Below are 23,193 nucleotides of genomic sequence, written 5' to 3'. Positions count from 1 at the left end.
ACAACCTCAAAACAGTGCTTTGAGCTGACTTTGTCAGTTTCATCTACAACTTCAAAGCAGCGCTTTGAGCAACCTGCAGCTAGTTTCCTAGTTTGCTCTTTGATTTTCATTGAGTGTAAATAAAAAAGAGAACTAGCATGAACTAGTCCTGTCTATTTTTACCCAATCACACTTCCGTTTGGTACAGCTGGATCAACTGTGAGAAGGGTTAATTGTCCATCATGTTCAGCTGAGAGAATCATCCCTTGGCTGACATATTTCTTCATCATCTTACGAGGTTTGAGGTTGGCAACGATTTGAACTTTCTTGCCGACCAATTCTTGTTCGTTAGGATAATATTTGGCAATTCCTGAGAGGATTTGACGGTCTTGACCATCACCAGTATCTAAGCGGAATTGGAGCAACTTATCAGAACCTTCTACTTTAGAAACTTCTTTGACTTCTGCGACACGGATTTCGACCTTGTCAAAGTCTTCAAACTTGATTTCATCCTTGTTGAGTTTGAGTTCCACTTCGTCTGGATTCCATTCTTTTTCGACTACTGGTTTGTTGCCCTCCATTTGTTCTTTGATATAGGCGATTTCTTCTTCCATATCCAGACGTGGGAAAATTGGTGTTCCCTTAGCAACTACAGTTACATCTGCAGGAAAATCAGCCAAGCTCAAGTTCTCAAGGCTAGAAACTTCTGCTAGACCAAGTTGAGTCAAGACTGCACGACTGGTTTCCATCATAAATGGCTCAATCAAGTGAGCAACTACACGAAGGCTGGCTGCCAAGTGACTCATGACACTTGCCAATTGGTCACGAAGAGCTTCATCCTTGGCCAAGACCCATGGTGCGGTCTCATCGATGTATTTATTGGTACGAGAGATAAGAGTCCAGACTGCTTCAAGCGCACGTGGGTAGTCAACTGCTTCCATGTGTGTATGGTAGTCAGCGATTGATTGCTCTGCTACTTGAGCAAGAGCATTGTCAAACTCTGTTACACCCTCTACATAGGCTGGAATTTGTCCATCAAAATACTTGTTAATCATAGAAACCGTACGGTTGAGGAGGTTTCCAAGGTCATTGGCCAATTCATAGTTGATACGGCCTACATAGTCTTCTGGAGTGAAGGTTCCATCTGAACCAACTGGAAGGCTACGCATGAGGTAGTAACGAAGTGGATCTAGTCCATAACGCTCTACCAACATCTCAGGGTAAACGACATTCCCTTTTGACTTAGACATTTTGCCGTCTTTCATGACGAACCAACCATGGGCAATCAAACGATCTGGTAATTTGATATCCAACATCATAAGAAGAATTGGCCAGTAGATGGAGTGGAAACGAAGGATATCTTTTCCTACCATGTGGAAGACTGTTCCATTCCAGAACTTGTCAAAGTTACCATGTTCGTCTTGACCGTAGCCAAGTGCTGTCGCATAGTTAAGAAGGGCATCAATCCAAACATAGACAACGTGTTTTGGATTAGATGGCACTGGCACACCCCATGTAAAGGTTGTACGAGAAACTGCCAAATCCTCTAAACCTGGCTCGATGAAGTTGCGAAGCATTTCATTCAGACGACCATCTGGAGTGATAAATTCAGGATGAGCTTTGAAAAATTCTACTAGACGATCTTGGTACTTGCTAAGACGAAGGAAATAAGACTCTTCAGATACCCATTCCACTTCGTGTCCTGATGGAGCAATACCGCCAGTCACATTTCCAGCTTCATCACGAAATACTTCCGCAAGCTGGCTTTCTGTAAAGAATTCTTCATCTGATACTGAATACCAGCCAGAGTATTCACCCAAATAGATGTCATCTTGAGCAAGCAAGCGCTCAAAGACCTGTGCGACAACTTTTTCATGGTAGTCATCCGTTGTACGGATAAATTTATCGTATGAGATATCTAGTAATTGCCAGAGTTCTTTAACTCCAACTGCCATTCCATCAACATAGGCTTGTGGTGTAATGCCAGCTTCTTCTGCTTTTTGTTGAATCTTTTGACCATGTTCATCAAGACCTGTCAAATAAAAGACATCGTAGCCCATCAGGCGTTTATAACGTGCTAGGACATCACAAGCAATGGTTGTGTAGGCAGAACCGATATGAAGCTTACCAGATGGATAGTAAATCGGCGTTGTAATATAAAAATTCTTTTCAGACATAATTTTTCCTTTCCAGGCAAATGAAACCTGTTTTTCTAACACTTCATTATATCACATTTTTAAGGATTTTCGATATGGAAATCTATACAAAAACAAGATAGACGAGTGTCCATCTTGTTGATTTTATTCATAACGAAGGGCTTCGATTGGGTCAAGTTTCGATGCCTTGTTGGCTGGCAAAACCCCAAAAACTATACCAACGCTAGCCGAAACTGCAAGACTAAATAGGGCAACTGGGATCGATACTCCCACTTCTATACCCGCAATCAAACCTTGCAGTAACAAACCTGCTAAGGCAGTTAAACCACTTGCAATTGTCAAGCCAATTAATCCACCTAACAAGGTCAAAATCATGGATTCAATCAAAAACTGGATTAAAATATTAGCACGAGTTGCACCCAAAGCCTTACGGAGACCAATTTCACGGGTACGCTCTGTCACCGAAACCAGCATGATATTCATAACACCAGTTCCTCCAACAAAGAGAGAAATACCTGCAATGGCACTAATAATCGTCGTCATAAAACTAAACGTTTGTTGAACTTCTGCAAATGCAGCTGACTCATCTGATACTTGATATTCTCCCTGTTGCAAGCCAGCAAGCTCTGTCATTTTTCGTGCCAGTTCTGGACCCAGAGTTGGAGTTAAACTGGTGTCATTCACTCGAAAGACAATATTAGCTATTTCATCTACATTAAAATTCGCAGCAAGGGAAGTATTTGTGGTAATGGGCAAGCCACCAAAACCATATATTTTTGAACGTTTAGCCTCTGGACTAGTATAAACCCCAATAACCCGGTAACTAAATCCATTGACTTCTACAACCTTGTTAATAGCCTCTTGAGGAGAGCCAAATAAACTAATGGACAATTCTTCATCAAGTAAAATGACACTTGCAAACTCTTTGAAATCTTGCTCTCTCAGACTACGACCTGCAAGAATTTCATTGTTAACAGCCTCCATATAGGTTCTATTCCCGCCTGTCAAATTGGCATTTTCAACCTTTTTATCTTTATAAGTCAAGATGGCGTTCGTTGAGTTGGTTACATAGTAATTATCCACTCCCTTGAGTTTGGCTGCCTCCTTGACCCAAGATTCTTGCGGTTTTGGTGGTTCAACATGAACTTCCTCTTCTTTTCCAGAAACCGTAAAAGCTGATTGTTTCTGAGTAAAAGACCCATCTTTACTTTTTTTAGAAGAGAAAAAGACACTAATATTCTTCTGAGATTTGGTCATATCTTTGTTGAGTTGACGAGATAGGGAGTCACCTAGAGCCATAATCACAACAACTGATGAAACACCTATAATAATCCCAATCATGGTAAGCAAAGAACGCATCTTATGAGCCATGATAGATGAAAAGGCAAATTTCAGATTCTGCATCTTAGTTTTCCTCCTTTTCTAACTGTGCACTATCAGATGAAATAACTCCATCTCGAATGACAATCTGGCGTTTAGCATAAGAAGCGATTTCAGGCTCATGCGTTACCATGATAATAGTTTTTCCTTCTTTGTTCAAGTCAACCAATAGTTGCATGATTTGGTTACCTGTTTTGGTATCCAAGGCTCCTGTCGGTTCGTCTGCTAGGATAATAGAAGGATTGTTTACCAAGGCACGCGCAATAGCCACACGTTGCTTTTGACCACCAGATAATTCCGAAGGTAAATGGTGACTACGCTCAGTCAATTCAACCTTATCTAGATATTCCTCAGCTAACTTGCGCCGTTTTGAAGCCGAAACTCCTGCGTAAATCAAGGGCAATTCTACATTTTGCAGAGCATTGAGTTTAGATAGAAGAAAGAACTGCTGAAAAACAAAACCGATTTGTTGGTTGCGGACCTTGGCTAGTTGTTTTTCACCAAGTCCAGCCACTTCTTGGCCTTCAAGATAATACTCTCCACTACTTGGTGTATCCAACATGCCAATCGTATTCATCAGAGTAGACTTACCCGAACCAGATGGTCCCATGATGGCAACAAATTCACCCTCATTCACTTCTAGGTTGATATTTTTGAGAACCTGCAGTTCTTGGTCACCGTTACGGTAACTTCTGCAGATATTTTTTAGACTAATTAGTTGCTTCATCAGCCTTCACCTCTTTTCCTTCCTCTAGAGAAGACGTTGGGTTACTGATGACCTTGACTCCATTTGTCAGACCTGAAGTGATTTCTTGGTTGTCTGCATCAGCATTACCCAAACCAACTTCCACTTTCTTGGCATTTTTCTGCTCGTCAAGCACCCAGACATAGTTCTTATCATTTTCAGTCACAACACTTGTTAGAGGAACCAAAATGGCTTTACTCTTATTTTTGACCTCAACACTTACTGAGAATCCTTGTTTCAAATCACCGATTTCACTTGTAACATCAATAGTGTATGGATATTTAGAACCAGAATTACCACCTGCTGCGGCAGCTGGACTAGCTACTTCACCATTGTTTTTAGGATAGTCAGAAATATAGCTTAATTTCCCAGTCCATTTTTTATCAGGATACACTTTAGAAGTAAAGCTTACTTCTTGACCTACAGATAGGTTGGCGAGGTTATATTCAGATAGTTCTCCCTTAACTTGCAAGTTTTCATTACTTACGACATGAACGACTACTTGGCTAGCTCCTGTTGGAGATTTAGAAACATTGTGGTTGACTTCGACCACAGTTCCCTCTAGGGTACTGAGAACCGTCATTGCATCTAACTGACTTTGAGCCTTACTTAATTGTGCTGCTGCATCTGCACGAGCATCACGGGCATCACCCAACTGAGCGTCAATAGAAGCAACAGAATTTCCAGCCACTGGAGTTGGGCTTTGCACCGTTGTATCTTCTCCTCCTGCTGGCGCAGAGGCTTGAGGAGCCGGAGCTGAAGCGGCTTCATTTCGTGCTTGATTGAGTTCATTGATATGACGATCTGCCTTAGCTACTGCCCGACTCGCTGAATCATAGGCCGCCTGGGCTTCTGAACTACTGTACTTGACTAAAGCCTGCCCTTCACTGACTTTATCACCCACAGAAACAAGGATTTCATCTAAATCTCCCTTACTAGCATCAAAATAAACATATTGTTCATTTTTTGCTGTTACTGTCCCTGACAATAAAACAGAGGATGCCACGCTTCCCTCCTTGGCAACAACAAGATGAGTAGCCTCATCTTTTACAGCAGTCTGATAAGGTTGTCTAAAGAGCAAAATCCCCCCAGCACCTAATACAACTACACTGGCAGCACCGATTGCTGCATACAATTGCCACTTTTTAGCTTTACCATTCTTTTTCTTCATAATGAAACTCCTTTTCTTTTTTACAATACTTTGCTATTATACCAGATTTCCCTCCAGCAAACAATGCAGTTCAGATGGAAATAATGACAGTTCAGGATTAAACAATCGTTCGGAATTCCTTCTTTTCTATTGTACTAGTTATATAATACACTATCTTGACTTATTTGGCAAGCTTTTTTGCAATTTTTTGTGCGTAGCAGATTTTTGCAATCACATCAAAAAAAAGATAGAATATGACTATCAAAAAAGACACTCGACTATTTAAAAGAGTACAAAGGAGTTTTCAATGAGAGAATACGATATCATTGCTATCGGTGGAGGTAGCGGAGGAATTGCTACCATGAACCGTGCTGGTGAACACGGAGCCAAAGCGGCCGTTATTGAGGAAAAGAAACTAGGCGGAACATGTGTCAATGTCGGTTGTGTTCCTAAAAAGATCATGTGGTACGGAGCACAAATCGCTGAGACTTTCCATCAATTTGGAGAAGACTACGGCTTTAAGACTACTAATCTTAACTTTGACTTTGCAACCCTACGTCGCAATCGTGAAGCCTACATCGATCGCGCTCGTTCTTCTTATGATGGCAGTTTTAAACGTAACGGTGTAGACTTGATTGAAGGTCATGCTGAATTTGTAGATTCTCATACTGTCAGCGTAAATGGTGAACTCATTCGTGCTAAACATATCGTGATTGCGACAGGTGCCCATCCAAGTATTCCAAATATTCCTGGTGCTGAGCTAGGTGGCTCTTCTGATGATGTATTTGCTTGGGAAGAATTGCCAGAGTCAGTTGCCATTCTAGGCGCTGGTTATATCGCCGTTGAATTGGCTGGCGTACTCCACACTTTTGGTGTCAAGACAGACCTCTTTGTTCGCCGTGATCGCCCTTTACGTGGTTTTGATTCCTACATCGTTGAAGGTTTGGTCAAGGAAATGGAAAGAACAAACTTACCACTTCATACTCACAAAGTCCCTGTCAAGTTAGAAAAAACTGCTGAAGGCATTACCATTCATTTCGAAGATGGTACTAGTCACACAGCTAGCCAAGTTATCTGGGCTACGGGTCGCCGTCCAAACGTTAAGGGCTTGCAACTTGAAAAAGCTGGAGTCACTCTGAACGAACGTGGCTTTATCCAAGTGGATGAATACCAAAATACTGTTGTTGAAGGAATCTACGCTCTAGGTGATGTAACAGGTGAAAAAGAACTGACTCCAGTTGCAATCAAGGCTGGGCGTACCCTATCTGAACGTCTCTTTAACGGAAAAACAACTGCAAAAATGGACTACACAACTATTCCAACTGTTGTCTTTTCACACCCTGCTATCGGAACGGTTGGTTTGACAGAAGAACAAGCTATTAAAGAATACGGTCAAGACCAAATCAAGGTTTACAAATCAAGCTTTACTTCTATGTACTCTGCTTGCACTTGCAACCGTCAAGAAACTCGTTTCAAATTGATCACAGCTGGTTCAGAAGAAAAAGTTGTCGGACTTCATGGAATTGGCTACGGCGTTGATGAAATGATTCAGGGATTTGCCGTTGCTATCAAAATGGGAGCAACCAAGGCTGACTTTGATGCAACTGTGGCGATTCACCCAACTGCATCCGAAGAATTTGTAACCATGCGTTAATCGAAATAAAAGAAGCAGAGCAAAAAACACTTCTAAATATCAAAAAGCGAGTATTTCCGTAGTTGGAGATACTCGTTTTCTTATGTCTTATTTTATAGTATGTTGAAGTAAGATATGCAAAAATCAATTAACAAACCATAGCAAAATACACGGATTATAATACAATCATTTATTCTTTTCTTTAAAAGATTCATATATTTTTTTATATAACTCTTTTATATCTTTTTTCTGAGAATTCAACTCTTCTTTACCGTAGTCAAAGTTTGCTACCACAAATCCCTCGCCATCATCAGAAAAAGTAAAAAATTCTATTTCAATTAGTTTATTATGCTTAGAGTCCTCTATAGTGTCTCCTAAACCATTATTGAATTTCTTCACTTCTTCTTCACGAACTCCGAACCCCGTAGCAGCTCCATTTGCAATGATGTTTGAAAATACTTCTTCAGAAGACTCTGCTTCTTTCACAGTTATGAAGTATATAGCCTCTTCCGTTTCTACTTGTCTCACTTTATTCCATTTTTCTGTATCACTAGAAGAAAGCGTATAGACTGTTAACTCTACCGTTGGCTTATTGATATTTTCTTTTGTAATCATTTGTTTTCCAAAAAAGAAGAAGGCAAGTAACCCAGCTACAAAGATCAAAGCAATATAAATTATCTTTTTCATACATTATACCCTATATCTTTCATGTCAATTATCACATCAACTTCGTTATAGACAGCTGGATCATGCGTCGCTATTATAACATATTTGTCTTCATCTTTTTCATTTAATAACAAACGAATGATTTCTTTTCCAATCTCACCATCTAAAGCTCCTGTGGGCTCATCTGCTAAAATAATTTTACGTGGTTTCATTAACATTCTGGCAATAGCTACACGTTGAGCCTGCCCACCAGACAATTCGTATATTTTTTGATGTAAATAGTCACTTGACAGTCCTACTTTTTCAAGTACGTCAGTTATTGTTTTTTTGTCTTTAGTGATAAGGCTCAGATTATCATATACTGTTTTGTTATCTATTAAAGAATAATTCTGAAATACATATCCAACAGTATTTTTAAAAAAAGTTCTTTCTTTTATATTCCAAATATCTTGTTTATCAACTAAAACATTCCCACTGTCAATTTTTTCTAATCTTCCTATAATATTAAGAAGGGTACTTTTACCGGAGCCAGAACCTCCAATCAATGCATAGCTTTTTCCAGATTCAAATATTAAATTTAAGTCTGTAAAGATCTTCTTTGAGCCGAAACTCTTTGAAACGTTCAAAAGGTCAATTGTCATGATTCATCTCCTTTTAAAATTTTAGTGTAGCTTTCAGATAATTTCCTAAAACTCATTATGATTGACAACATCAAAACTAGCAGAGAAGCCACTCCAATATATAGCAACTCTATTTGCCCTGTCATAAGAAATGTAAATAGAATAACCATTGTAATAGTCATCATAAAATATTTGAGACTTGAAATTGCTATATATGTTTTTGACAGACCCAAAATGATTTTTTTCACATATTCATTCTGTTTTAGAGTAATAAAAAGTTGGACATATTGATAAATGAGTATAAAGACAATACTGTAAATTATCTTCTGCAAGATTTGTGAAAGTAAAATTTGGTGCTCTAAGGATTGAATCTTTAATTTCACAATTTGGTAAACATCTACTGGATTCATTGAGAAATTCAACGGGACAGTCATCTCATTTATTTTTTTTACCGCTTCAGGACTAAAAAGAGATTTATATAGTATGTTACTAGCCAAAGAAAACTTATTATTTTCCATCATTTTGTCCGTATCTAACACAACAACTATATTATCTTTGCTATCTGCTACATTTGCCAGCGGTAAAATATCTTTCATTTTAAGATTATTATCAGCATCTTCATTAAAATAAAAAATTTTTTCCCCATCAGGAATTATTTGTACTGCAAGCTGTTCTTTTGTATAGTTTGTTCCAATAAATTGTTCTGCTACAACTGTATTCTCAATAGATTTCTGGTTTTCTTTCCACTTCTCAGGAATATAGATGGTTGCTATTTTATTATCTAAAAGATGATAGTTTGTTCTATTCACTTTATTTTGTAGGTTAGCACCTGTTTGATTAATATAAATCAACTCTTTATTTATTTCTGAATTCGTTATCCCGTCATTTTCTAATTGTTTAGAAAAATTTTCTATAACATGCGAAGTTTTCATGAAATCTGGAACATATGCCGAAGATCGTTCTATATATAAAAAATCTAAGTTTTTTAAGGCAGCAACTATCTGTAGATACTGACCATCTGAATCACTAACTTCTCCATTTTTAGCAGAGTTACTTTCAATTCCAAGGAACTCAATCCTTCTCCAGTCTTTTACTGTGTCCCATGGTACTAAATTCTGTATTTGTATGTTCATACTAGATTGACTACTCTTTGTTTCTTGTAAAAAAATTCCTGAGACAAGAATGATAATCGAAATGATGACAAGCCATACGACAAAAATAAGTTTATTTTTCGCCTTGTTTTTGATAATTTCAATGGGCTTTTCAATCTGAATCGTCAACCAAAATAAAACAAAAGTAATAAGATCAATGATTTGAAATAGTATAAAATTCGTTAAAAGCAGAGAGAAAAATAACTTAGAACTATAGGTGAAGAAACCATTACCCAAAAAAGAACTGTAAGAAATCATCAATAAAGCCATCATAATCAGTTCAAAAATAAGAGAAATGACATACTCTCTTCTAAGGTCGTATACAGGCAAGCCCAAAGAACGTCGTATCACTCCTTCTTTGATCTGCCTCGTCCTAACAACAAATAAAACAACTAATAAAGTTAAGTAAATTGAACCCATTAACAGTATTCTTAAAGTTCCAGTAAATTGTAATATTCCTCCTATATACCAAGGATAAGCCATATATACTGTTTGTAGTCCAGTCATCGTAAGTGGTTTCAAACTGTCTACATCTATTTTCCCAAGTGTGTAATACATCCCTACTATTGGTGCTGACTTTAATTGTTCATTATTTACATCATCAAAGTTTACATACTTCAACTGACCCGAACTCTGAACGATTGGCTTGTAAATGGTAACCTTTTCCGTTTTTGATAAGTCACGAACCATTTCGTATATTTCGTTATTAGAAAGATTACTTTTTCCTTGGATAGAAAAAGCACCATCAATTGGTAAAGGTATGGGGATTTCGGTATCACTAATAGTGACCAGACCAATTGTAGCAATCAAACAAAAGAAGAATCCAATGATACATAATTTTAATTTCATAAGCAATTACCATATGACAAAAGACTCTATTTTATAATTGGGTCTCTTGTTTTCATAAATTATTTTTTAAAATCTATAATAATCCCAATGTGCATTTAATCGAACATCATTTCAAATTTTTTGCTTGAAAATGTCCATCTATAATCTTTTTTATCGTGAACTTTAACGTTCCCAAAATATTCGTTACTGATGACTCTGAACTAATATTATTTGAAGAACTAACAAAGTAATTCGAATAACCATAGCTATCACTTACACCATACTTCCATAAATCAATAATGGGACTTGGAGCAGGGTGTGCTGTAGTTTCACTACCAACACTAGCTGTAGTAGCAAATCCAAAACTGAAAAAACTTGTAGCCAGCAAAATGAACTTCTTCTTAGTAAATTTTTTGTATTTTACTTCTCCTTGAATTATAATATTTGACAAAAACTCAGTAATAATTCTCTATTTTAAAATTGAACACATTTATTTGTAAGCGTTTATAATATTAATTTAATACTAATATTTTAGTTTGTCAAGTATTTATAGTATATTTTTTATTGATAAAATGAGATTATCTATAAAGGCGATTTACAAATCGATAAAAAACAATTATCCAACTTCTCTTGTGAATCAAATCGGCTGTTACAATTTTTGTTACCTTGTTTTTAAAAATAGGTTGACAATAATTCCTCTACGAGTATAATAGTTACTATATATCAGAAAAGAGGTTAACTATTTTGAAAAAAGCTCACGTTTATGCTATCCCTGCTATTGGGGCTGTTCTCATTGCTGTTTTAGCACAAATCAGTCTTCCAATTGGACCTGTTCCCTTCACTCTGCAAAACTTTGCAATCGGCTTGATTGCTACTGTCTTTAGACCCAGAGAGGCTGTACTTTCTGTTGGACTCTATCTTCTTCTAGGTGCTATCGGTCTTCCTGTTTTTGCAGGAGGTGGAGCTGGTTTTCAAGCTTTAGTTGGTCCTACTGCAGGTTATCTTTGGTTTTATCTTGTATACTCTGGACTTACTTCTTCCCTAACTAACAGCGAGAGTGGTATTGTCAAGATTTTTCTTGCAAACCTCTTGGGTGATGCCCTTGTCTTTGTCGGAGGGATTCTCAGCTTGCATTTTCTAGCTGGAATGCCATTTGAAAAAGCTCTTGTTGTGGGAGTTCTTCCCTTTATCATCCCAGATCTTGGTAAAATTATTGCTATTAGTTTTATTAGCCGTCCCCTACTTCAACGCCTTAAAAATCAGGCTTACTTTGCTAACTAAAAAAGGATATCGAGTTGTCATGACTCAATATCCTTTTCTTTCATTTTGAAAACTTAGTTGCCTTTAAAGGCATCCACCATTGTTTGAAATTCTTCATTGGAGAGAGTAATCCCTTTGCCCATTTTAGTATGATCTGGACTCCAAGCACGAATATCAAACTTTGCAGGGGCACCATTAAAGCTCACACGGTTGATTTCCTTGGTCCAACCTTTTTCGTTTTCAGAAAGAGTCAACAAGTGCTCTTCAATTTCAAATGTAAATTCTGCCATTTTCTTCTCCTTTTTTAGCTTTCATCTGATTATTCGTAAAATCTTGTAGATTTTAGGAAAATTTTATATAATATTGATATAAAAGAAGGGAGGCCAATATGAGACATAAATTCCAGCAAGTTCTAGGTAAAATACATGACTTTTTAAATGGATATGAAGAACCTGACCAGACTGAAAGTAACTCCCTTACAGCCACTATTGAAGAGGCTATCCAGAAACAAACCGCTGTTCACCTTATCTTGTCTGAGACAAGTTTTACGGGTGACATCATCAAATACGATCAACAAGGCCAGCAAATTATAGTGAAAAATTTTGCCAAAAATGTAAGCCGTATTATCCGCATAAGCGATATTCAACGCCTGAGATTTGTCCCTTCAACTGTCCAAACAGCCCAAAAAAATAGATTTAAGAAAGAGTGAGATGTAGTTGCTTCATCCCACTCTTTTTTCTTAGCGAACTTGTTCAAAATGTAAATGAACCGCGATATGATCTCCATAACCACTTCTTTCCAAGTCACGTTGTAGACGATAGGAAATGTAGTGTTCTGCAATGGTAATGTAACCTGCACCCAATAGACGATGTTCAACCATAGACTGAATCATGCTAATGGTAGCACGTTCCACCTTGGCCTCTTCCAAATCCAAAACCACTTTCTTAGTGACTTGAGCAAGGTTTTGACGCAAATCATCTGTCAATACATAGACAGTCTGGGCTGCCTTTAAGATAGCTTGGTAAATCTTGTCTGGATTAAATTCAGCAATTTCTCCGTCACGTTTGATTACTTGCATAGGTTTCTCCTTTATTCTTTGTTTTCTTTGATTTCTGCCAGCATTTTTTCTTCCTCTGCTGTCAGTTGATAATGTTTAAGCAAATCCGGTCTGCGTTCGTAGGTTTTCTTTAAACTCTCATACAGGCGCCACTGACGAATCTTCTCATGGTGGCCACTCATCAATACATCTGGCACGACCATACCTCGATAATCATAGGGACGTGTGTACTGAGGATACTCGAGAAGCCCAGAAGAAAAACTATCATCTTGGTGACTAGACTCCTTGCCAATCACTTCTGGAATCAGGCGTACCGTAGCATCAATCATGGTCATAGCCGCCAACTCTCCACCAGTCAAGACATAGTCCCCCAGGGAAATCTCATCCGTCACCAAGGTCTTAATGCGCTCGTCATACCCCTCGTAGTGACCACAGATAAAGATCAGTTCATCTTCTTTGGCCAAATCCTCAGCATAAGCCTGATCAAACTGCTTTCCAGCAGGATCGAGGAGAATAACGCGCGGATTTTTCTTTTCAATAGCATCAAAGGCATCGAAAATGGGTTGAGCTCGGAGCAGCATCCCCTGACCGCCTCCGTAGGGCTCATCGTCTACATGGCGGGCCTTTTCAGCATTTTCTCGAAAATTGTGATACTGGATATCCAAGAGCCCTTTTTCTCGAGCCTTTCCAACGATTGAGTGCTCTAGCGGAGAAAACATCTCTGGAAAAAGGGTTAAAATATCAATTTTCATCGTCTAACCCTTCTAAAATTTCCACATCGACGCGGTTATTTGGAATATCAACATTGAGAACCACTGGTGGGATATAAGGCAAGAGCAAGTCACGTTTACCTTTTCGCTTGACTACCCAGACATCGTTGGCACCTGGTTGCAGGATTTCTTTGATGGTTCCAATCAAGTTATCACCCTCATAGACTTCTAAACCGATAATCTCGTGATAATAAAATTCACCATCGTCTAGGTCATTCAAATCTTCCTCAGCAACCTTGAGACTATATCCCTTATACTTTTCGATAGCGTTGATATGGTACATATCTTTGAATTTAATAATGTCAAAGTTCTTCTGTTTACGGTGGCTAGCGATGGTCACTGTTTGAACAAACTGACCTTTCTCATCAAACAAGGCCAGCTCAGCACCTTTTTTAAACCGTTCTTCTGCAAAATCCGTCACAGACAAGACTCGCATCTCACCCTGTAACCCTTGCGTATTGACGATTTTCCCAACATTAAAGTAGTTCATCTTGTCTCCTGTAGTCTCCTTCTCTCCATCTTATTCTGACAATTCTCGAATAATAGTCGCAATTTTTTCGGATTCTGACCATTGTAAATAATGGTGATTCCCTCCTAAAATGAGTCTAGCATTGGAAGTCCAATATTCTGATTCTCTGTACTCTTTTTCTCTGTAAGGCTGACAAAAAACAAATACAGGAATATGAGCTTCTATAGATACATCCTCAAAATCTTCCTCAGTAATCTCTCCAGATATCTGAAATCCTGAATTTTGCTTTTCTAACTCTAAGCCTTTTTCTTGCATTATTTCCCAGATTTCTTTATTCGTTTCAGGACTAAATGTTGCTTGAGTTAAATTCTTCAAATAAAGTTCAGGTCCATACTCGTCAATCAGCCTCATCTGCTCTTCCATTTCTGGATAAGGATTTTCTGAAAAATCAGCAAACATGACTTTTTTAGTTGTCGGTTCCATTGCTAGTAAAGCCTGACACTTAATTGGTTTGTTGATCAATTTACAAGCTAAAATTCCACTCAAACTATGTACACAAAGTATATATTCAGAAATCCCTAATTCTTCAAGTACTTCATAAACCGCATCTGCAAGATTATCTAGATTTTTTCCAGCTTGGTCATGAATCGGACTCCTACCTGTGTTCGGAAAATCAATTGTCAAATAACCAATTGTAGGAGGAAGTTTTTCAAGTATAAGTGAAAAATTTTCATAACTTGGTAGCAAACCTGCTCCATTTAAACAAACTAGCACTTTCTTTTGCTTTCGATAAGTAACAGAGAGACTACCAATTTTTGTAGATACTTCAAATCTCTTCATAAAGAACTCCACTCGTTCTATATAATGAATTATTAAAAATCCTTATCCTTTATTTTATCACGTTCCAAGGATTTTCTCAAGTTGGAGGAAGAGGACATCAATTCTCCTTCACCTTCAAAAATTCTTCCAAATCACGTTCATGTTGGTACTTAATGGCTGCAGTCTTGTCTTTCTCAAAGATAGTCTTGGTAAGGTCAATATGGTTGATGGCGGCGATTGCGACAGTGTAGTGAATAATATCAGCCAGTTCTTTTGCTAGTTCCTCGTTAGAATCCTGAACGCCCTCTTTTCTACCAGAACGACCATTCAAAACCTCAGCTACTTCTCCGACTTCCTCCACTAGCTTGATAAAAAGACCTTCCTCAGTTCGAGACTGCTGGTAATGTTCGAGTAATACTCTTCGAAAATCTCTTCAAACTACGTCAGCTTCACCTTGCCGTACTCCAGTACAGCCTGCGGCTAGCTTCCTAGTTTGCTCTTTGATTTTCATTGAGTATAACTAGTATTGAAATTGTCTAAACATTAAACCTTTCATCTTCTATTCCTAGCAAAAAAGCGAGACATTCGTCCCGCCCTTTTTATTTTTCGTCAATAACGATTCTTACTTTTTTGTATTCAGTTGGGACAGAGTAGACAATCGTTCTTATCGCAGAAATAGTGCGACCCTTACGACCGATTACACGACCCACATCGCTTTGATCAAGATTCAAATGATATTCCAAAAATTCTGGTGTATCTTCAATCTTGATAGTTAAGGCATCTGGTTGTGAAATCAAGGGTTTCACAATCGCAATAATGAGATTTTCAATCGTATCCATCTGTCAACCTACTTTAAACTTATTTTGAGAATTTAGAATCGTGGAATTTTTTCAATACGCCTTCTTTTGAAAGGATGTTACGTACTGTATCTGAAGGTTGAGCTCCATCAGCCAACCATGCAAGAACGCGGTCTTCTTTCAAAGTTACTTGGTTTTCAGCAACAAGTGGGTTGTAAGTTCCAACTGTTTCGATGAAACGTCCGTCACGTGGTGAACGTGAATCTGCTACGTTGATACGGTAGAAAGGTTTTTTCTTAGAACCCATACGAGTCAAACGGATTTTAACTGCCATTTTTAAAGTCTCTTTTCTTATTTTTTATTTCGGTGAAATAGCTGAGCTATTTAGCACATGTTCTATTATAGCAGATTTCTGGCAGGTGTCAAGAAAAAAACTTGACAGACTATAAAATTCTTAAACCATTTAGAAATTTGTTAGAAGTAGGAAATAAATGTTTGAAAGAAGCTAGCCGTGAATACTATTTTATACTCAATGAAAATCAAAGAGCAAACTAGGAAGCTAGCCGCAGGCTGTACTTGAGTACGGTAAGGCGACGCTGACGTGGTTTGAAGAGATTTTCGAAGAGTATTAGAAATATTTTATAAAGACCATCAACTCAAACCCTTCATATCGCCTGAACGAGATTTGGATACTTGGCTCCTAAATCCTAAGCCCATTCCCAAACGAAATATCAAGGATTTTAAGAACGATATCTACTAATTAATTCATAAAATATGAATCAATAGATTCTAAATAGGGGAATAGTTTAGTTCTGTAAAAATTAACTTCTACACCTACAAAGCTTATTCTGACAGACTTTATAACAGTCTAAGAAAAAAAGTAGAGATTCATACAATATCTAGATTTTTCAAAAATTCTTTATCATCAAATATGATTAACAAAACTATCCAAATCAAATCCGATGCATTGCTTCAAAGAATTCTTTAGTTGTTTGACTATCGAGGGCTTTTATTAAAAAATTTTTTCAAATAATTACCACCTTGACACATAAAATTCTTGCTTTCTAAATTTAAATGTGATATATTTATAACATAAAATTTAAGTGTTATATATTTATAACACAAAAAAGGAGTCTATCATGAAAAAAAGTCAAAAAATGCGTGGCCTCATTGCAATGATTGCCGTAGCTCTCTTTATTGATTTTATTGTTTTATTTGGTTCTAATCTTAGTTGGGGACCCAAGTTAGTTATTACTGGTATTTCAGTTCCAGGTCAAATTGTAGCTATTTGGAGCTGGCTACATAAGAGTCAGAAAGGTAAGGGAAAGATTATTTTTGACTTGTCTGCTAAGCTTTACACGATACTTGTGTCGGCAGCAAGCATTTTTTATACAGTAGGAATTTGGGCTGCGACCCCAAGCGAAAGTTCTGGTATTAAAGAATGGATTTTGGGAATTGGCCTCGTTATTGAAGTGATTGTATTTGGTTTTTTCTCTTTGAAAAATGTCAAGGAAACTCCGGACGAACGCTTTTATGCTAATTTAGCAAAGGCAACTAGCTTGATGTTTGTTTTTATACTAGGTGCACTGATGATCCTATCAGTTATCATTGGGTATATGGGGGCTCTCACTCTTTACATGGGCCAGATATTTATTAGCATAGCTGCCTTGATTTGCATCTTTGCGGTTGTCTATTTTATCTTGGAACGTAGAGGATAAGCATGGCCAAAGAAAGCAAGATTATTACTAATCTCAAATCTGTTCGTGAGTCCACAGGCATGACCCAGCAGGAGTTAGCCGACCTCATCGGCATGCGACGCGAGACAATTCTGCACTTGGAAAATAACCGTTACAATCCTTCGCTGGAGATGGCTCTTAAAATTGCTCAAGTTTTTAATCTGAAAGTAGAAGACCTCTTTGAACTCAGACAGAAAGAGGAAGCATAATTCTTTTCGAGACCTAGTATTCAGTTCATTGACTAATTAGGAATTGAAGCCAAAAGAAAAATCTCTAAGCAAGCGATTTTTCTTTTGGCTTTCTCTAAAACTACCTTGTCACTAACATTTGAAATCCACTTCCTTTTAGGGTACAATGGTAGAAATGAATTTTTGAGAGGAATAGAATGAAAAAACTAGCAACCCTTCTTTTACTATCCACTGTAGCCCTAGCTGGATGTAGCAACATCCAACGTAGTTTGCGTGGTGATAACTATGTAGATTCTAGCTTGGCCGCTGAGGAAAGCTCCAAAGCAGCAGCCCAATCTGCCAAGGAGTTAAACGATGCTTTAACAAACGAAAACGCCAATTTCCCACAACTATCTAAGGAAGTTGCTGAGGACGAGGCTGAAGTCATTCTCCACACAAGCCAAGGTGATATCCGCATTAAGCTCTTCCCTAAACTCGCTCCTCTAGCGGTTGAAAACTTCCTCACTCATGCCAAAGAAGGCTACTATAACGGTATTACCTTCCACCGTGTCATCGATGGCTTCATGGTTCAAACTGGAGATCCAAAAGGGGATGGTACAGGTGGTCAGTCCATCTGGCATGACAAGGATAAGACTAAAGACAAGGGAACTGGTTTCAAAAACGAGATTACTCCTTATCTCTATAACATCCGTGGTGCTCTTGCTATGGCTAATACTGGTCAACCAAACACCAATGGCAGCCAGTTCTTCATCAACCAAAACTCTACAGATACCTCTGCTAAACTCCCTACAAGCAAGTATCCAAAGAAAATCATCGAAGCCTATAAAGAAGGGGGAAACCCTAGTCTAGATGGCAAACACCCAGTCTTTGGTCAAGTGATTGACGGTATGGATGTTGTAGATAAGATTGCCAAAGCCGAAAAAGATGAGAAAGACAAGCCAACGACTGCTATTACTATCGATAGCATCGAAGTAGTAAAAGACTACGATTTTAAATCTTAAAAAAACAAAAAATACAGTATCCACATTTGGTACTGTATTTCTTTTACTCTCATTCTTAAGTTAAATTATTAAAATCCCATATTTGATCCATCCAACCTTCATAGAAGTCTGGCTCGTGGCAGACCATAAGAATAGATCCCTTGTATTCTTTGAGAGCACGTTTGAGTTCATCCTTGGCATCCACATCCAAGTGGTTGGTCGGCTCGTCCAGCACTAAAACATTGTTTTCACGATTCATCAAGAGACAGAAACGCACCTTGGCTTGTTCCCCACCTGACAAAACCTGAATTTGGCTTTCAATATGCTTGGTTGTCAGACCACAACGGGCAAGGGCTGCACGAACTTCTGCTTGGTTAAGAGCTGGAAAGGCATTCCAGACAGCTTCAAGAGGTGTTTGACGATTACCGCCTTCTACTTCTTGCTCAAAATAACCAAGTTCTAGGTAGTCTCCACGTTCAACTTCCCCAGCAATAGGTGGGATAATCCCTAAAAGAGACTTCAAGAGAGTTGTTTTCCCGATACCATTTGCCCCGATAATAGCAATCTTTTGATTGCGTTCAAAGGTAAGATTTAAAGGCTTGGTCAGAGGACGGTCATAACCAATTTGCAAATCCTTGGCTTGGAAGATAAAGCGCCCTGGCGTACGAGCTGGTTTGAAATCAAAGGATGGTTTTGGTTTCTCGCTTTGGAGTTCGATAATATCCATCTTATCCAATTTCTTTTGACGAGACATGGCCATGTTTCGTGTTGCAACACGCGCTTTATTACGTGCGACAAAGTCTTTGAGATCTGCAATCTCTTTCTGCTGACGTTCGTAGGCTGCCTCTAACTGAGATTTCTTCATGGCATAGACTTCTTGGAACTGGTAGTAGTCACCGGAATAACGCGTCAGCTGTTGATTTTCCACATGATAGACGATATTGATAACATCATTGAGGAATGGAATATCGTGTGAAATAAGGACAAAGGCATTCTCATAGTTTTGGAGATAGCGCTTGAGCCAGTCAATATGCTCAGCATCCAAGTAGTTGGTCGGCTCGTCCAAAAGCAAGATATCGGGCTTTTCAAGGAGGAGTTTAGCCAAAAGTACCTTGGTTCTTTGCCCACCTGACAAAGAGGTTACATCTGTATCCATGCCAAAGTCCATGACACCAAGGGCACGCGCTACTTCGTCAATCTTAGCATCCAAGGTATAGAAATCACGACTCTCTAAACGGTCTTGAAGTTCTCCCACTTCTTCCATGAGAGCATCAACATCCGCTCCGTCTTCAGCCATTTCCATATAGAGGTCATTGATACGGGCTTCCGCTTTGAAAAGCTCATCAAAGGCTGTACGGAGAACATCACGTACCGACTGCCCTTCAGCAAGGACAGAGTGTTGGTCTAAGTAACCAGCGGTCACATATTTGGACCACTCAACCTTCCCTTCATCTGGCAGCATTTTACCAGTAACGATGCTCATAAAGGTTGATTTCCCTTCACCATTGGCACCGACCAGACCGATATGTTCTCCCTTGAGGAGACGGAAGGACACATCTTCAAAAATTGCACGGTCACCAAAACCGTGACTCAGATTTTTAACTTCTAAAATACTCATTTTAATTCCTTATCTTGTTTTTATGTAATTGTTTATAGAGGAGCCAAGCCAGATAGCCACCCAAGGTATTGGTCCACAAATCATCAATTTCAAAGACGCGATTAAAATCAAAGAAAAAGTCCAAGACTAACTGCGTACACTCGATTCCAAAACTCACTAGAAAACTAAAAAAGAGCACTTTTCTTGTTTTCCGCAAGTTTGGAAGGAGATAAAGGAGTTGGAACATCAGAGGAAAAAGTAAGAAGACATTGAGGATATTCTGTAGAAAAATCCAACATAATTGTCCAATGTCACTTACTTGGCCCAGTTTCCAGAAAGAATTGAAAGGAGTCAAAAGAAAAACCAGGCGTCCAAGATGCTGAATACCTGGAGTTTCCACCCCCACGGGAGATTGTTCTTGAGGAGTAAAGCAAAAATAGACGATACAAATGCTATAGAAAATGACTCCCCAGACCAAAACATGATTATAAGTTTTCTTCATCATTAAGGATTGACTGCTACGACTGCTTTCTGGCGGTCACGTTTCATTGTATTAGAGCGCAATTGCCCACAAGCTGCATCAATATCAGTACCATGCTCTTGACGAACCACACAGTTAACCCCTTTTTTCTTAAGCGTATCATAGAAAGCCAACACGCGCTCTTTAGGACTACGGCTATATTGGTCATGCTCACTAACTGGGTTGTAAGGAATCAAGTTTACATAAGACAATTTCTTAATATTCTTGAGCAATTCAGCCAATTCCAAGGCTTGTTCTACACCATCGTTGACTTCATTGAGCATGATATACTCAAAGGTCACACGACGATTAGTTGTCTCAATGTAGTACTCAATAGCAGCAAAGAGTTTTTCAATCGGAAAGGCACGGTTAATCTTCATGATACTTGAACGCAATTCATTGTTGGGTGCATGAAGGGAAACGGCAAGATTGACCTGAACACCTTCATTAGCAAAATCACGAATTTTATGAGCCAAACCTGAGGTTGAAACCGTGATATGACGAGCACCGATAGCCATTCCCTTGTCATCATTGATGGTACGAACGAAATTCAAGACATTGTTGTAGTTATCAAATGGTTCACCAATCCCCATGACAACGATATGGCTGACGCGTTCATCCTGACCACGCTCATCAAAGTATTTCTGAACTAGCATGATTTGCGCTACGATTTCACCGTTATTGAGGTCACGTTGTTTCTTAATCAAACCAGAAGCACAGAAGGTACAACCGATATTACAGCCCACCTGAGTCGTCACACAGACTGACAAACCATAGTGTTGACGCATGAGTACAGTCTCAATCAACATACCGTCAGGCAATTCAAAAAGATATTTAACGGTACCATCAGCAGACTCTTGAACGATACGTTGTTTCAAGGGATTGACCACAAACTGGTCATTAAGCTTAGCAATCAAATCCTTGGAAAGGTTGGTCATTTCTTCAAATGACTGCACACGTTTACGGTAAAGCCATTCCCAGATTTGATCTGCACGGAATTTCTTTTCTCCCTGCTCCAATACCCATTCCTGCATGGTTTGACGTGTTAAACTATAAATTGAGGGTTTCATTTCTTCTCCTTATTCCTACTCACTTCTGACGAATGACAAAATGACGTTGCCCCTTGTCCTCTTTCTGAGAATACTGGTCTTTCTGACGACGTCTATTTTTCTTATCTGCATTCGGCTTTCGTTTGGTTTGAGTCGGTTTCTTTCCTTTTTTAGAAGGTGTTTCTTCTTCCTTCTTACGCATTTTCTTGTCAAATGATGCTCGCTTAGGGGCTTCATTTTCTAAAACAAAATAGGCACAACCATAACTACAGTACTCTAAAAGGTAGTCTTGTAAACGACTGATTTTTTCAAGTTTTTCTTCTGTTCGATCATCCTTGTAAAAACCTCGTAGGCGAAGCTGTTCGTTGCTCCAGTCTCCCACGATATAATCAAACTTGGTTAAGACTTCTGAAAAACGCTGATTAAAAGCCGTCACATCAAAGGCATCCTTGATATTTTCCACCAAGGAAAAAACTATCCCTTCCGTTTCAACCTTGTCCCCGTGTAAATGAAACTCAGGACCAGGAAACTTGTTATAGTTGTATAATTCAGGTGCAATTTCTTTTCGCATAGATATCCTTTTTCCACGATTACTTAATACTTTATTCTACCATAATTTCTAGCACTTAGCACGTTTCTCATAAAAATGAAAAAAGTCTGACGATTTTGTCAGACCAAAATAATATAACCTTAAAAAGAGAAGAACAATTCTTCCCTCCAACTATCATTATTTAGCAGTTGCGTACAATTCATCTACTTTGTTCCAGTTGATCACTGAGAAGAAAGCTTTGATGTAGTCAGGACGCACGTTGCGGTATTTCACGTAGTAAGCATGTTCCCAAACGTCCAAGCCCAAGATTGGTTTTTTACCTTCTGAGATTGGTGTGTCTTGGTTTGCTGTTGAAGTCACTTCAAGTTTCCCTTCCTTGTTGACAACCAACCATGCCCATCCAGAACCGAAACGAGTTGTTGCGACTGCAGTGAAGGCTGCTTGGAAGTCTTCAAATGAACCAAATGTTGCATCGATTGCTTCTGCTAGTTCTGCTGAAGGAGCTGTTTTCTCAGGAGTCATCAATTCCCAGAAAAGAGCATGGTTCAAGTGTCCACCACCATTGTTAATAAGTGCTTGACGGATATCAGCTGGGATAGATTCTACATCAGCAAGCAAGGCTTCAAGATCTTCACCGATTTCAGGGTGTTTTTCAAGAGCTGCATTGGCATTGTTGACATAAGTTTGATGGTGTTTGTCATGGTGCAAGTGCATTGTTTCCGCATCGATGTATGGTTCCAAAGCGTCGTATGCATATGGAAGATCTGGTAAGATAATAGCCATCTGTAATACCTCTTTTTCTTTCTATATGAAAATGATAACGCAAACATTCACTTTTTTCAAGTTTTTTGCTTATAGAAAAGGAAATCACTGAGATACTTTCTAATAATACTCTTCGAAAATCTCTTCAAACCGCGTCAACGTCGCCTTGCCGTAGGTATGTTACTGACTTCGTCAGTTCTATCTGCAACCTCAAAACGGTGTTTTGAGCTGACTTCGTCAGTTCTATCTGCAACCTCAAAACAGTGTTTTGAGCTGACTTCGTCAGTTCTATCTACAACCTCAAAACAGTGTTTTGAGCAACCTGCGCCTA

26 protein-coding genes and 1 pseudogene are annotated in these 23,193 nt (G+C 38.6%); 6 read left to right on the top strand and 21 right to left on the bottom strand.

Going from position 1 to position 23,193, the window contains the following annotated elements; genetic code table 11:
- Positions 1–158: 158 nt before the first annotated feature.
- The 4 genes from metG to HT720_RS09470 all read right to left on the bottom strand — a co-directional run bounded on the left by metG (position 159) and on the right by HT720_RS09470 (position 5,431).
- Positions 159–2,156 carry a methionine--tRNA ligase gene (gene metG / locus HT720_RS09485; RefSeq protein WP_173275985.1) on the bottom strand — a complete coding sequence of 666 codons (1,998 nt, stop codon included), beginning with the start codon at positions 2,154–2,156 and terminating at the stop codon, positions 159–161.
- 123 nt (positions 2,157–2,279) lie between these two features.
- A complete protein-coding gene (locus HT720_RS09480; protein ID WP_173213718.1) occupies positions 2,280–3,539 on the bottom strand; it encodes an ABC transporter permease in 1,260 nt (419 codons plus the stop codon).
- Between the two features lies 1 nt (position 3,540).
- Positions 3,541–4,242, bottom strand: a complete 702-nt coding sequence (locus HT720_RS09475) for an ABC transporter ATP-binding protein (protein ID WP_173213720.1) — start codon at positions 4,240–4,242, stop codon at positions 3,541–3,543.
- Positions 4,226–5,431, bottom strand: coding sequence for an efflux RND transporter periplasmic adaptor subunit (locus HT720_RS09470; RefSeq protein WP_173275982.1), 1,206 nt, complete (start codon positions 5,429–5,431; stop codon positions 4,226–4,228). Before HT720_RS09470 ends, HT720_RS09475 begins: the two co-directional genes overlap by 17 nt.
- Before the next feature lie 286 nt (positions 5,432–5,717).
- Between HT720_RS09470 and gor the strand changes: the two genes are divergently transcribed.
- On the top strand, positions 5,718–7,064 hold the full coding sequence (gene gor, locus HT720_RS09465; protein ID WP_173275979.1) for a glutathione-disulfide reductase: 1,347 nt from the start codon (positions 5,718–5,720) through the stop codon (positions 7,062–7,064).
- Between the two features lie 165 nt (positions 7,065–7,229).
- Here gor and HT720_RS09460 read toward each other — a convergent pair whose 3' ends face one another.
- The 4 genes from HT720_RS09460 to HT720_RS09445 form a co-directional block, all read right to left on the bottom strand.
- Positions 7,230–7,730 (bottom strand): hypothetical protein, encoded by a 501-nt coding sequence (locus HT720_RS09460; protein ID WP_173217622.1) that lies wholly within the window; start codon positions 7,728–7,730, stop codon positions 7,230–7,232.
- On the bottom strand, positions 7,727–8,350 hold the full coding sequence (locus HT720_RS09455) for an ATP-binding cassette domain-containing protein (RefSeq protein WP_173217624.1): 624 nt from the start codon (positions 8,348–8,350) through the stop codon (positions 7,727–7,729). Before HT720_RS09455 ends, HT720_RS09460 begins: the two co-directional genes overlap by 4 nt.
- The gene (locus HT720_RS09450; protein WP_173275976.1) at positions 8,347–10,329 is read right to left on the bottom strand and encodes an ABC transporter permease; all 1,983 of its coding nucleotides are present in this window, start codon (positions 10,327–10,329) and stop codon (positions 8,347–8,349) included. The genes HT720_RS09455 and HT720_RS09450 overlap by 4 nt, the downstream gene beginning before the upstream one ends.
- A gap of 106 nt (positions 10,330–10,435) precedes the next feature.
- Positions 10,436–10,696 carry a hypothetical protein gene (locus HT720_RS09445; RefSeq protein WP_225904818.1) on the bottom strand — a complete coding sequence of 87 codons (261 nt, stop codon included), beginning with the start codon at positions 10,694–10,696 and terminating at the stop codon, positions 10,436–10,438.
- A 356-nt stretch (positions 10,697–11,052) separates the two neighbouring features.
- Between HT720_RS09445 and HT720_RS09440 the strand changes: the two genes are divergently transcribed.
- Positions 11,053–11,589 carry a biotin transporter BioY gene (locus HT720_RS09440; RefSeq protein ID WP_173275973.1) on the top strand — a complete coding sequence of 179 codons (537 nt, stop codon included), beginning with the start codon at positions 11,053–11,055 and terminating at the stop codon, positions 11,587–11,589.
- 53 nt (positions 11,590–11,642) lie between these two features.
- Here the strand turns inward: HT720_RS09440 and HT720_RS09435 are convergent, their stop codons facing one another.
- Complete coding sequence (locus HT720_RS09435; RefSeq protein WP_000807422.1) at positions 11,643–11,858, bottom strand: YdbC family protein; 216 nt, start codon at positions 11,856–11,858, stop codon at positions 11,643–11,645.
- 98 nt (positions 11,859–11,956) lie between these two features.
- On the opposite strand from HT720_RS09435, the gene HT720_RS09430 reads away from it, so the two are divergent.
- Positions 11,957–12,277 (top strand): hypothetical protein, encoded by a 321-nt coding sequence (locus HT720_RS09430; protein ID WP_173275970.1) that lies wholly within the window; start codon positions 11,957–11,959, stop codon positions 12,275–12,277.
- A 30-nt stretch (positions 12,278–12,307) separates the two neighbouring features.
- On the opposite strand, the gene HT720_RS09425 is transcribed toward HT720_RS09430, so the two are convergent.
- The 7 genes and pseudogenes from HT720_RS09425 to rpsP all read right to left on the bottom strand — a co-directional run bounded on the left by HT720_RS09425 (position 12,308) and on the right by rpsP (position 15,814).
- On the bottom strand, positions 12,308–12,646 hold the full coding sequence (locus HT720_RS09425) for an ATP cone domain-containing protein (protein ID WP_001196041.1): 339 nt from the start codon (positions 12,644–12,646) through the stop codon (positions 12,308–12,310).
- Between the two features lie 11 nt (positions 12,647–12,657).
- Positions 12,658–13,377, bottom strand: coding sequence for a tRNA (guanosine(37)-N1)-methyltransferase TrmD (trmD, locus tag HT720_RS09420; protein ID WP_173275967.1), 720 nt, complete (start codon positions 13,375–13,377; stop codon positions 12,658–12,660).
- Positions 13,367–13,885 (bottom strand): ribosome maturation factor RimM, encoded by a 519-nt coding sequence (gene rimM / locus HT720_RS09415; RefSeq protein ID WP_173275964.1) that lies wholly within the window; start codon positions 13,883–13,885, stop codon positions 13,367–13,369. Before rimM ends, trmD begins: the two co-directional genes overlap by 11 nt.
- A 30-nt stretch (positions 13,886–13,915) precedes the next feature.
- On the bottom strand, positions 13,916–14,704 hold the full coding sequence (locus tag HT720_RS09410; RefSeq protein WP_164226939.1) for an alpha/beta hydrolase: 789 nt from the start codon (positions 14,702–14,704) through the stop codon (positions 13,916–13,918).
- A 97-nt stretch (positions 14,705–14,801) separates the two neighbouring features.
- Positions 14,802–15,098, bottom strand: a pseudogene (locus tag HT720_RS09405) (MazG nucleotide pyrophosphohydrolase domain-containing protein); the annotation flags it as partial.
- 184 nt (positions 15,099–15,282) lie between these two features.
- Positions 15,283–15,522 (bottom strand): RNA-binding protein KphA, encoded by a 240-nt coding sequence (gene kphA / locus HT720_RS09400; protein ID WP_000379621.1) that lies wholly within the window; start codon positions 15,520–15,522, stop codon positions 15,283–15,285.
- A gap of 19 nt (positions 15,523–15,541) precedes the next feature.
- Positions 15,542–15,814 (bottom strand): 30S ribosomal protein S16, encoded by a 273-nt coding sequence (gene rpsP / locus HT720_RS09395; protein ID WP_000268760.1) that lies wholly within the window; start codon positions 15,812–15,814, stop codon positions 15,542–15,544.
- A gap of 805 nt (positions 15,815–16,619) precedes the next feature.
- On the opposite strand from rpsP, the gene HT720_RS09390 reads away from it, so the two are divergent.
- The 3 genes from HT720_RS09390 to HT720_RS09380 all read left to right on the top strand — a co-directional run bounded on the left by HT720_RS09390 (position 16,620) and on the right by HT720_RS09380 (position 18,405).
- Positions 16,620–17,198: a DUF3796 domain-containing protein gene (locus tag HT720_RS09390; protein ID WP_164226927.1), complete on the top strand. Its 579-nt coding sequence runs from the start codon at positions 16,620–16,622 to the stop codon at positions 17,196–17,198.
- 2 nt (positions 17,199–17,200) lie between these two features.
- A complete protein-coding gene (locus tag HT720_RS09385) occupies positions 17,201–17,425 on the top strand; it encodes a helix-turn-helix transcriptional regulator (protein WP_001041097.1) in 225 nt (74 codons plus the stop codon).
- 176 nt (positions 17,426–17,601) lie between these two features.
- Positions 17,602–18,405, top strand: a complete 804-nt coding sequence (locus HT720_RS09380; protein WP_173275961.1) for a peptidylprolyl isomerase — start codon at positions 17,602–17,604, stop codon at positions 18,403–18,405.
- 55 nt (positions 18,406–18,460) lie between these two features.
- On the opposite strand, the gene HT720_RS09375 is transcribed toward HT720_RS09380, so the two are convergent.
- The 5 genes from HT720_RS09375 to sodA form a co-directional block, all read right to left on the bottom strand.
- Positions 18,461–20,002 (bottom strand): ABC-F family ATP-binding cassette domain-containing protein, encoded by a 1,542-nt coding sequence (locus HT720_RS09375; RefSeq protein ID WP_173275958.1) that lies wholly within the window; start codon positions 20,000–20,002, stop codon positions 18,461–18,463.
- Between the two features lies 1 nt (position 20,003).
- Entirely contained in the window at positions 20,004–20,486 is a 483-nt protein-coding gene (locus HT720_RS09370) for a VanZ family protein (protein WP_173275955.1), read from the bottom strand.
- Positions 20,486–21,571, bottom strand: coding sequence for a 23S rRNA (adenine(2503)-C(2))-methyltransferase RlmN (gene rlmN / locus HT720_RS09365; protein WP_173275952.1), 1,086 nt, complete (start codon positions 21,569–21,571; stop codon positions 20,486–20,488). Before rlmN ends, HT720_RS09370 begins: the two co-directional genes overlap by 1 nt.
- A 19-nt stretch (positions 21,572–21,590) precedes the next feature.
- Positions 21,591–22,121: a YutD family protein gene (locus HT720_RS09360; protein WP_173275949.1), complete on the bottom strand. Its 531-nt coding sequence runs from the start codon at positions 22,119–22,121 to the stop codon at positions 21,591–21,593.
- Positions 22,122–22,277: 156 nt separating this feature from the next.
- Positions 22,278–22,883 (bottom strand): superoxide dismutase SodA, encoded by a 606-nt coding sequence (sodA, locus tag HT720_RS09355; protein ID WP_138703665.1) that lies wholly within the window; start codon positions 22,881–22,883, stop codon positions 22,278–22,280.
- Positions 22,884–23,193 lie beyond the last annotated feature (310 nt).

It is taken from the genome of Streptococcus sp. 68, from assembly GCF_013277415.1.
Lineage (GTDB): Bacteria > Bacillota > Bacilli > Lactobacillales > Streptococcaceae > Streptococcus.
This window is presented reverse-complemented; position numbering and strand designations above follow the sequence as displayed.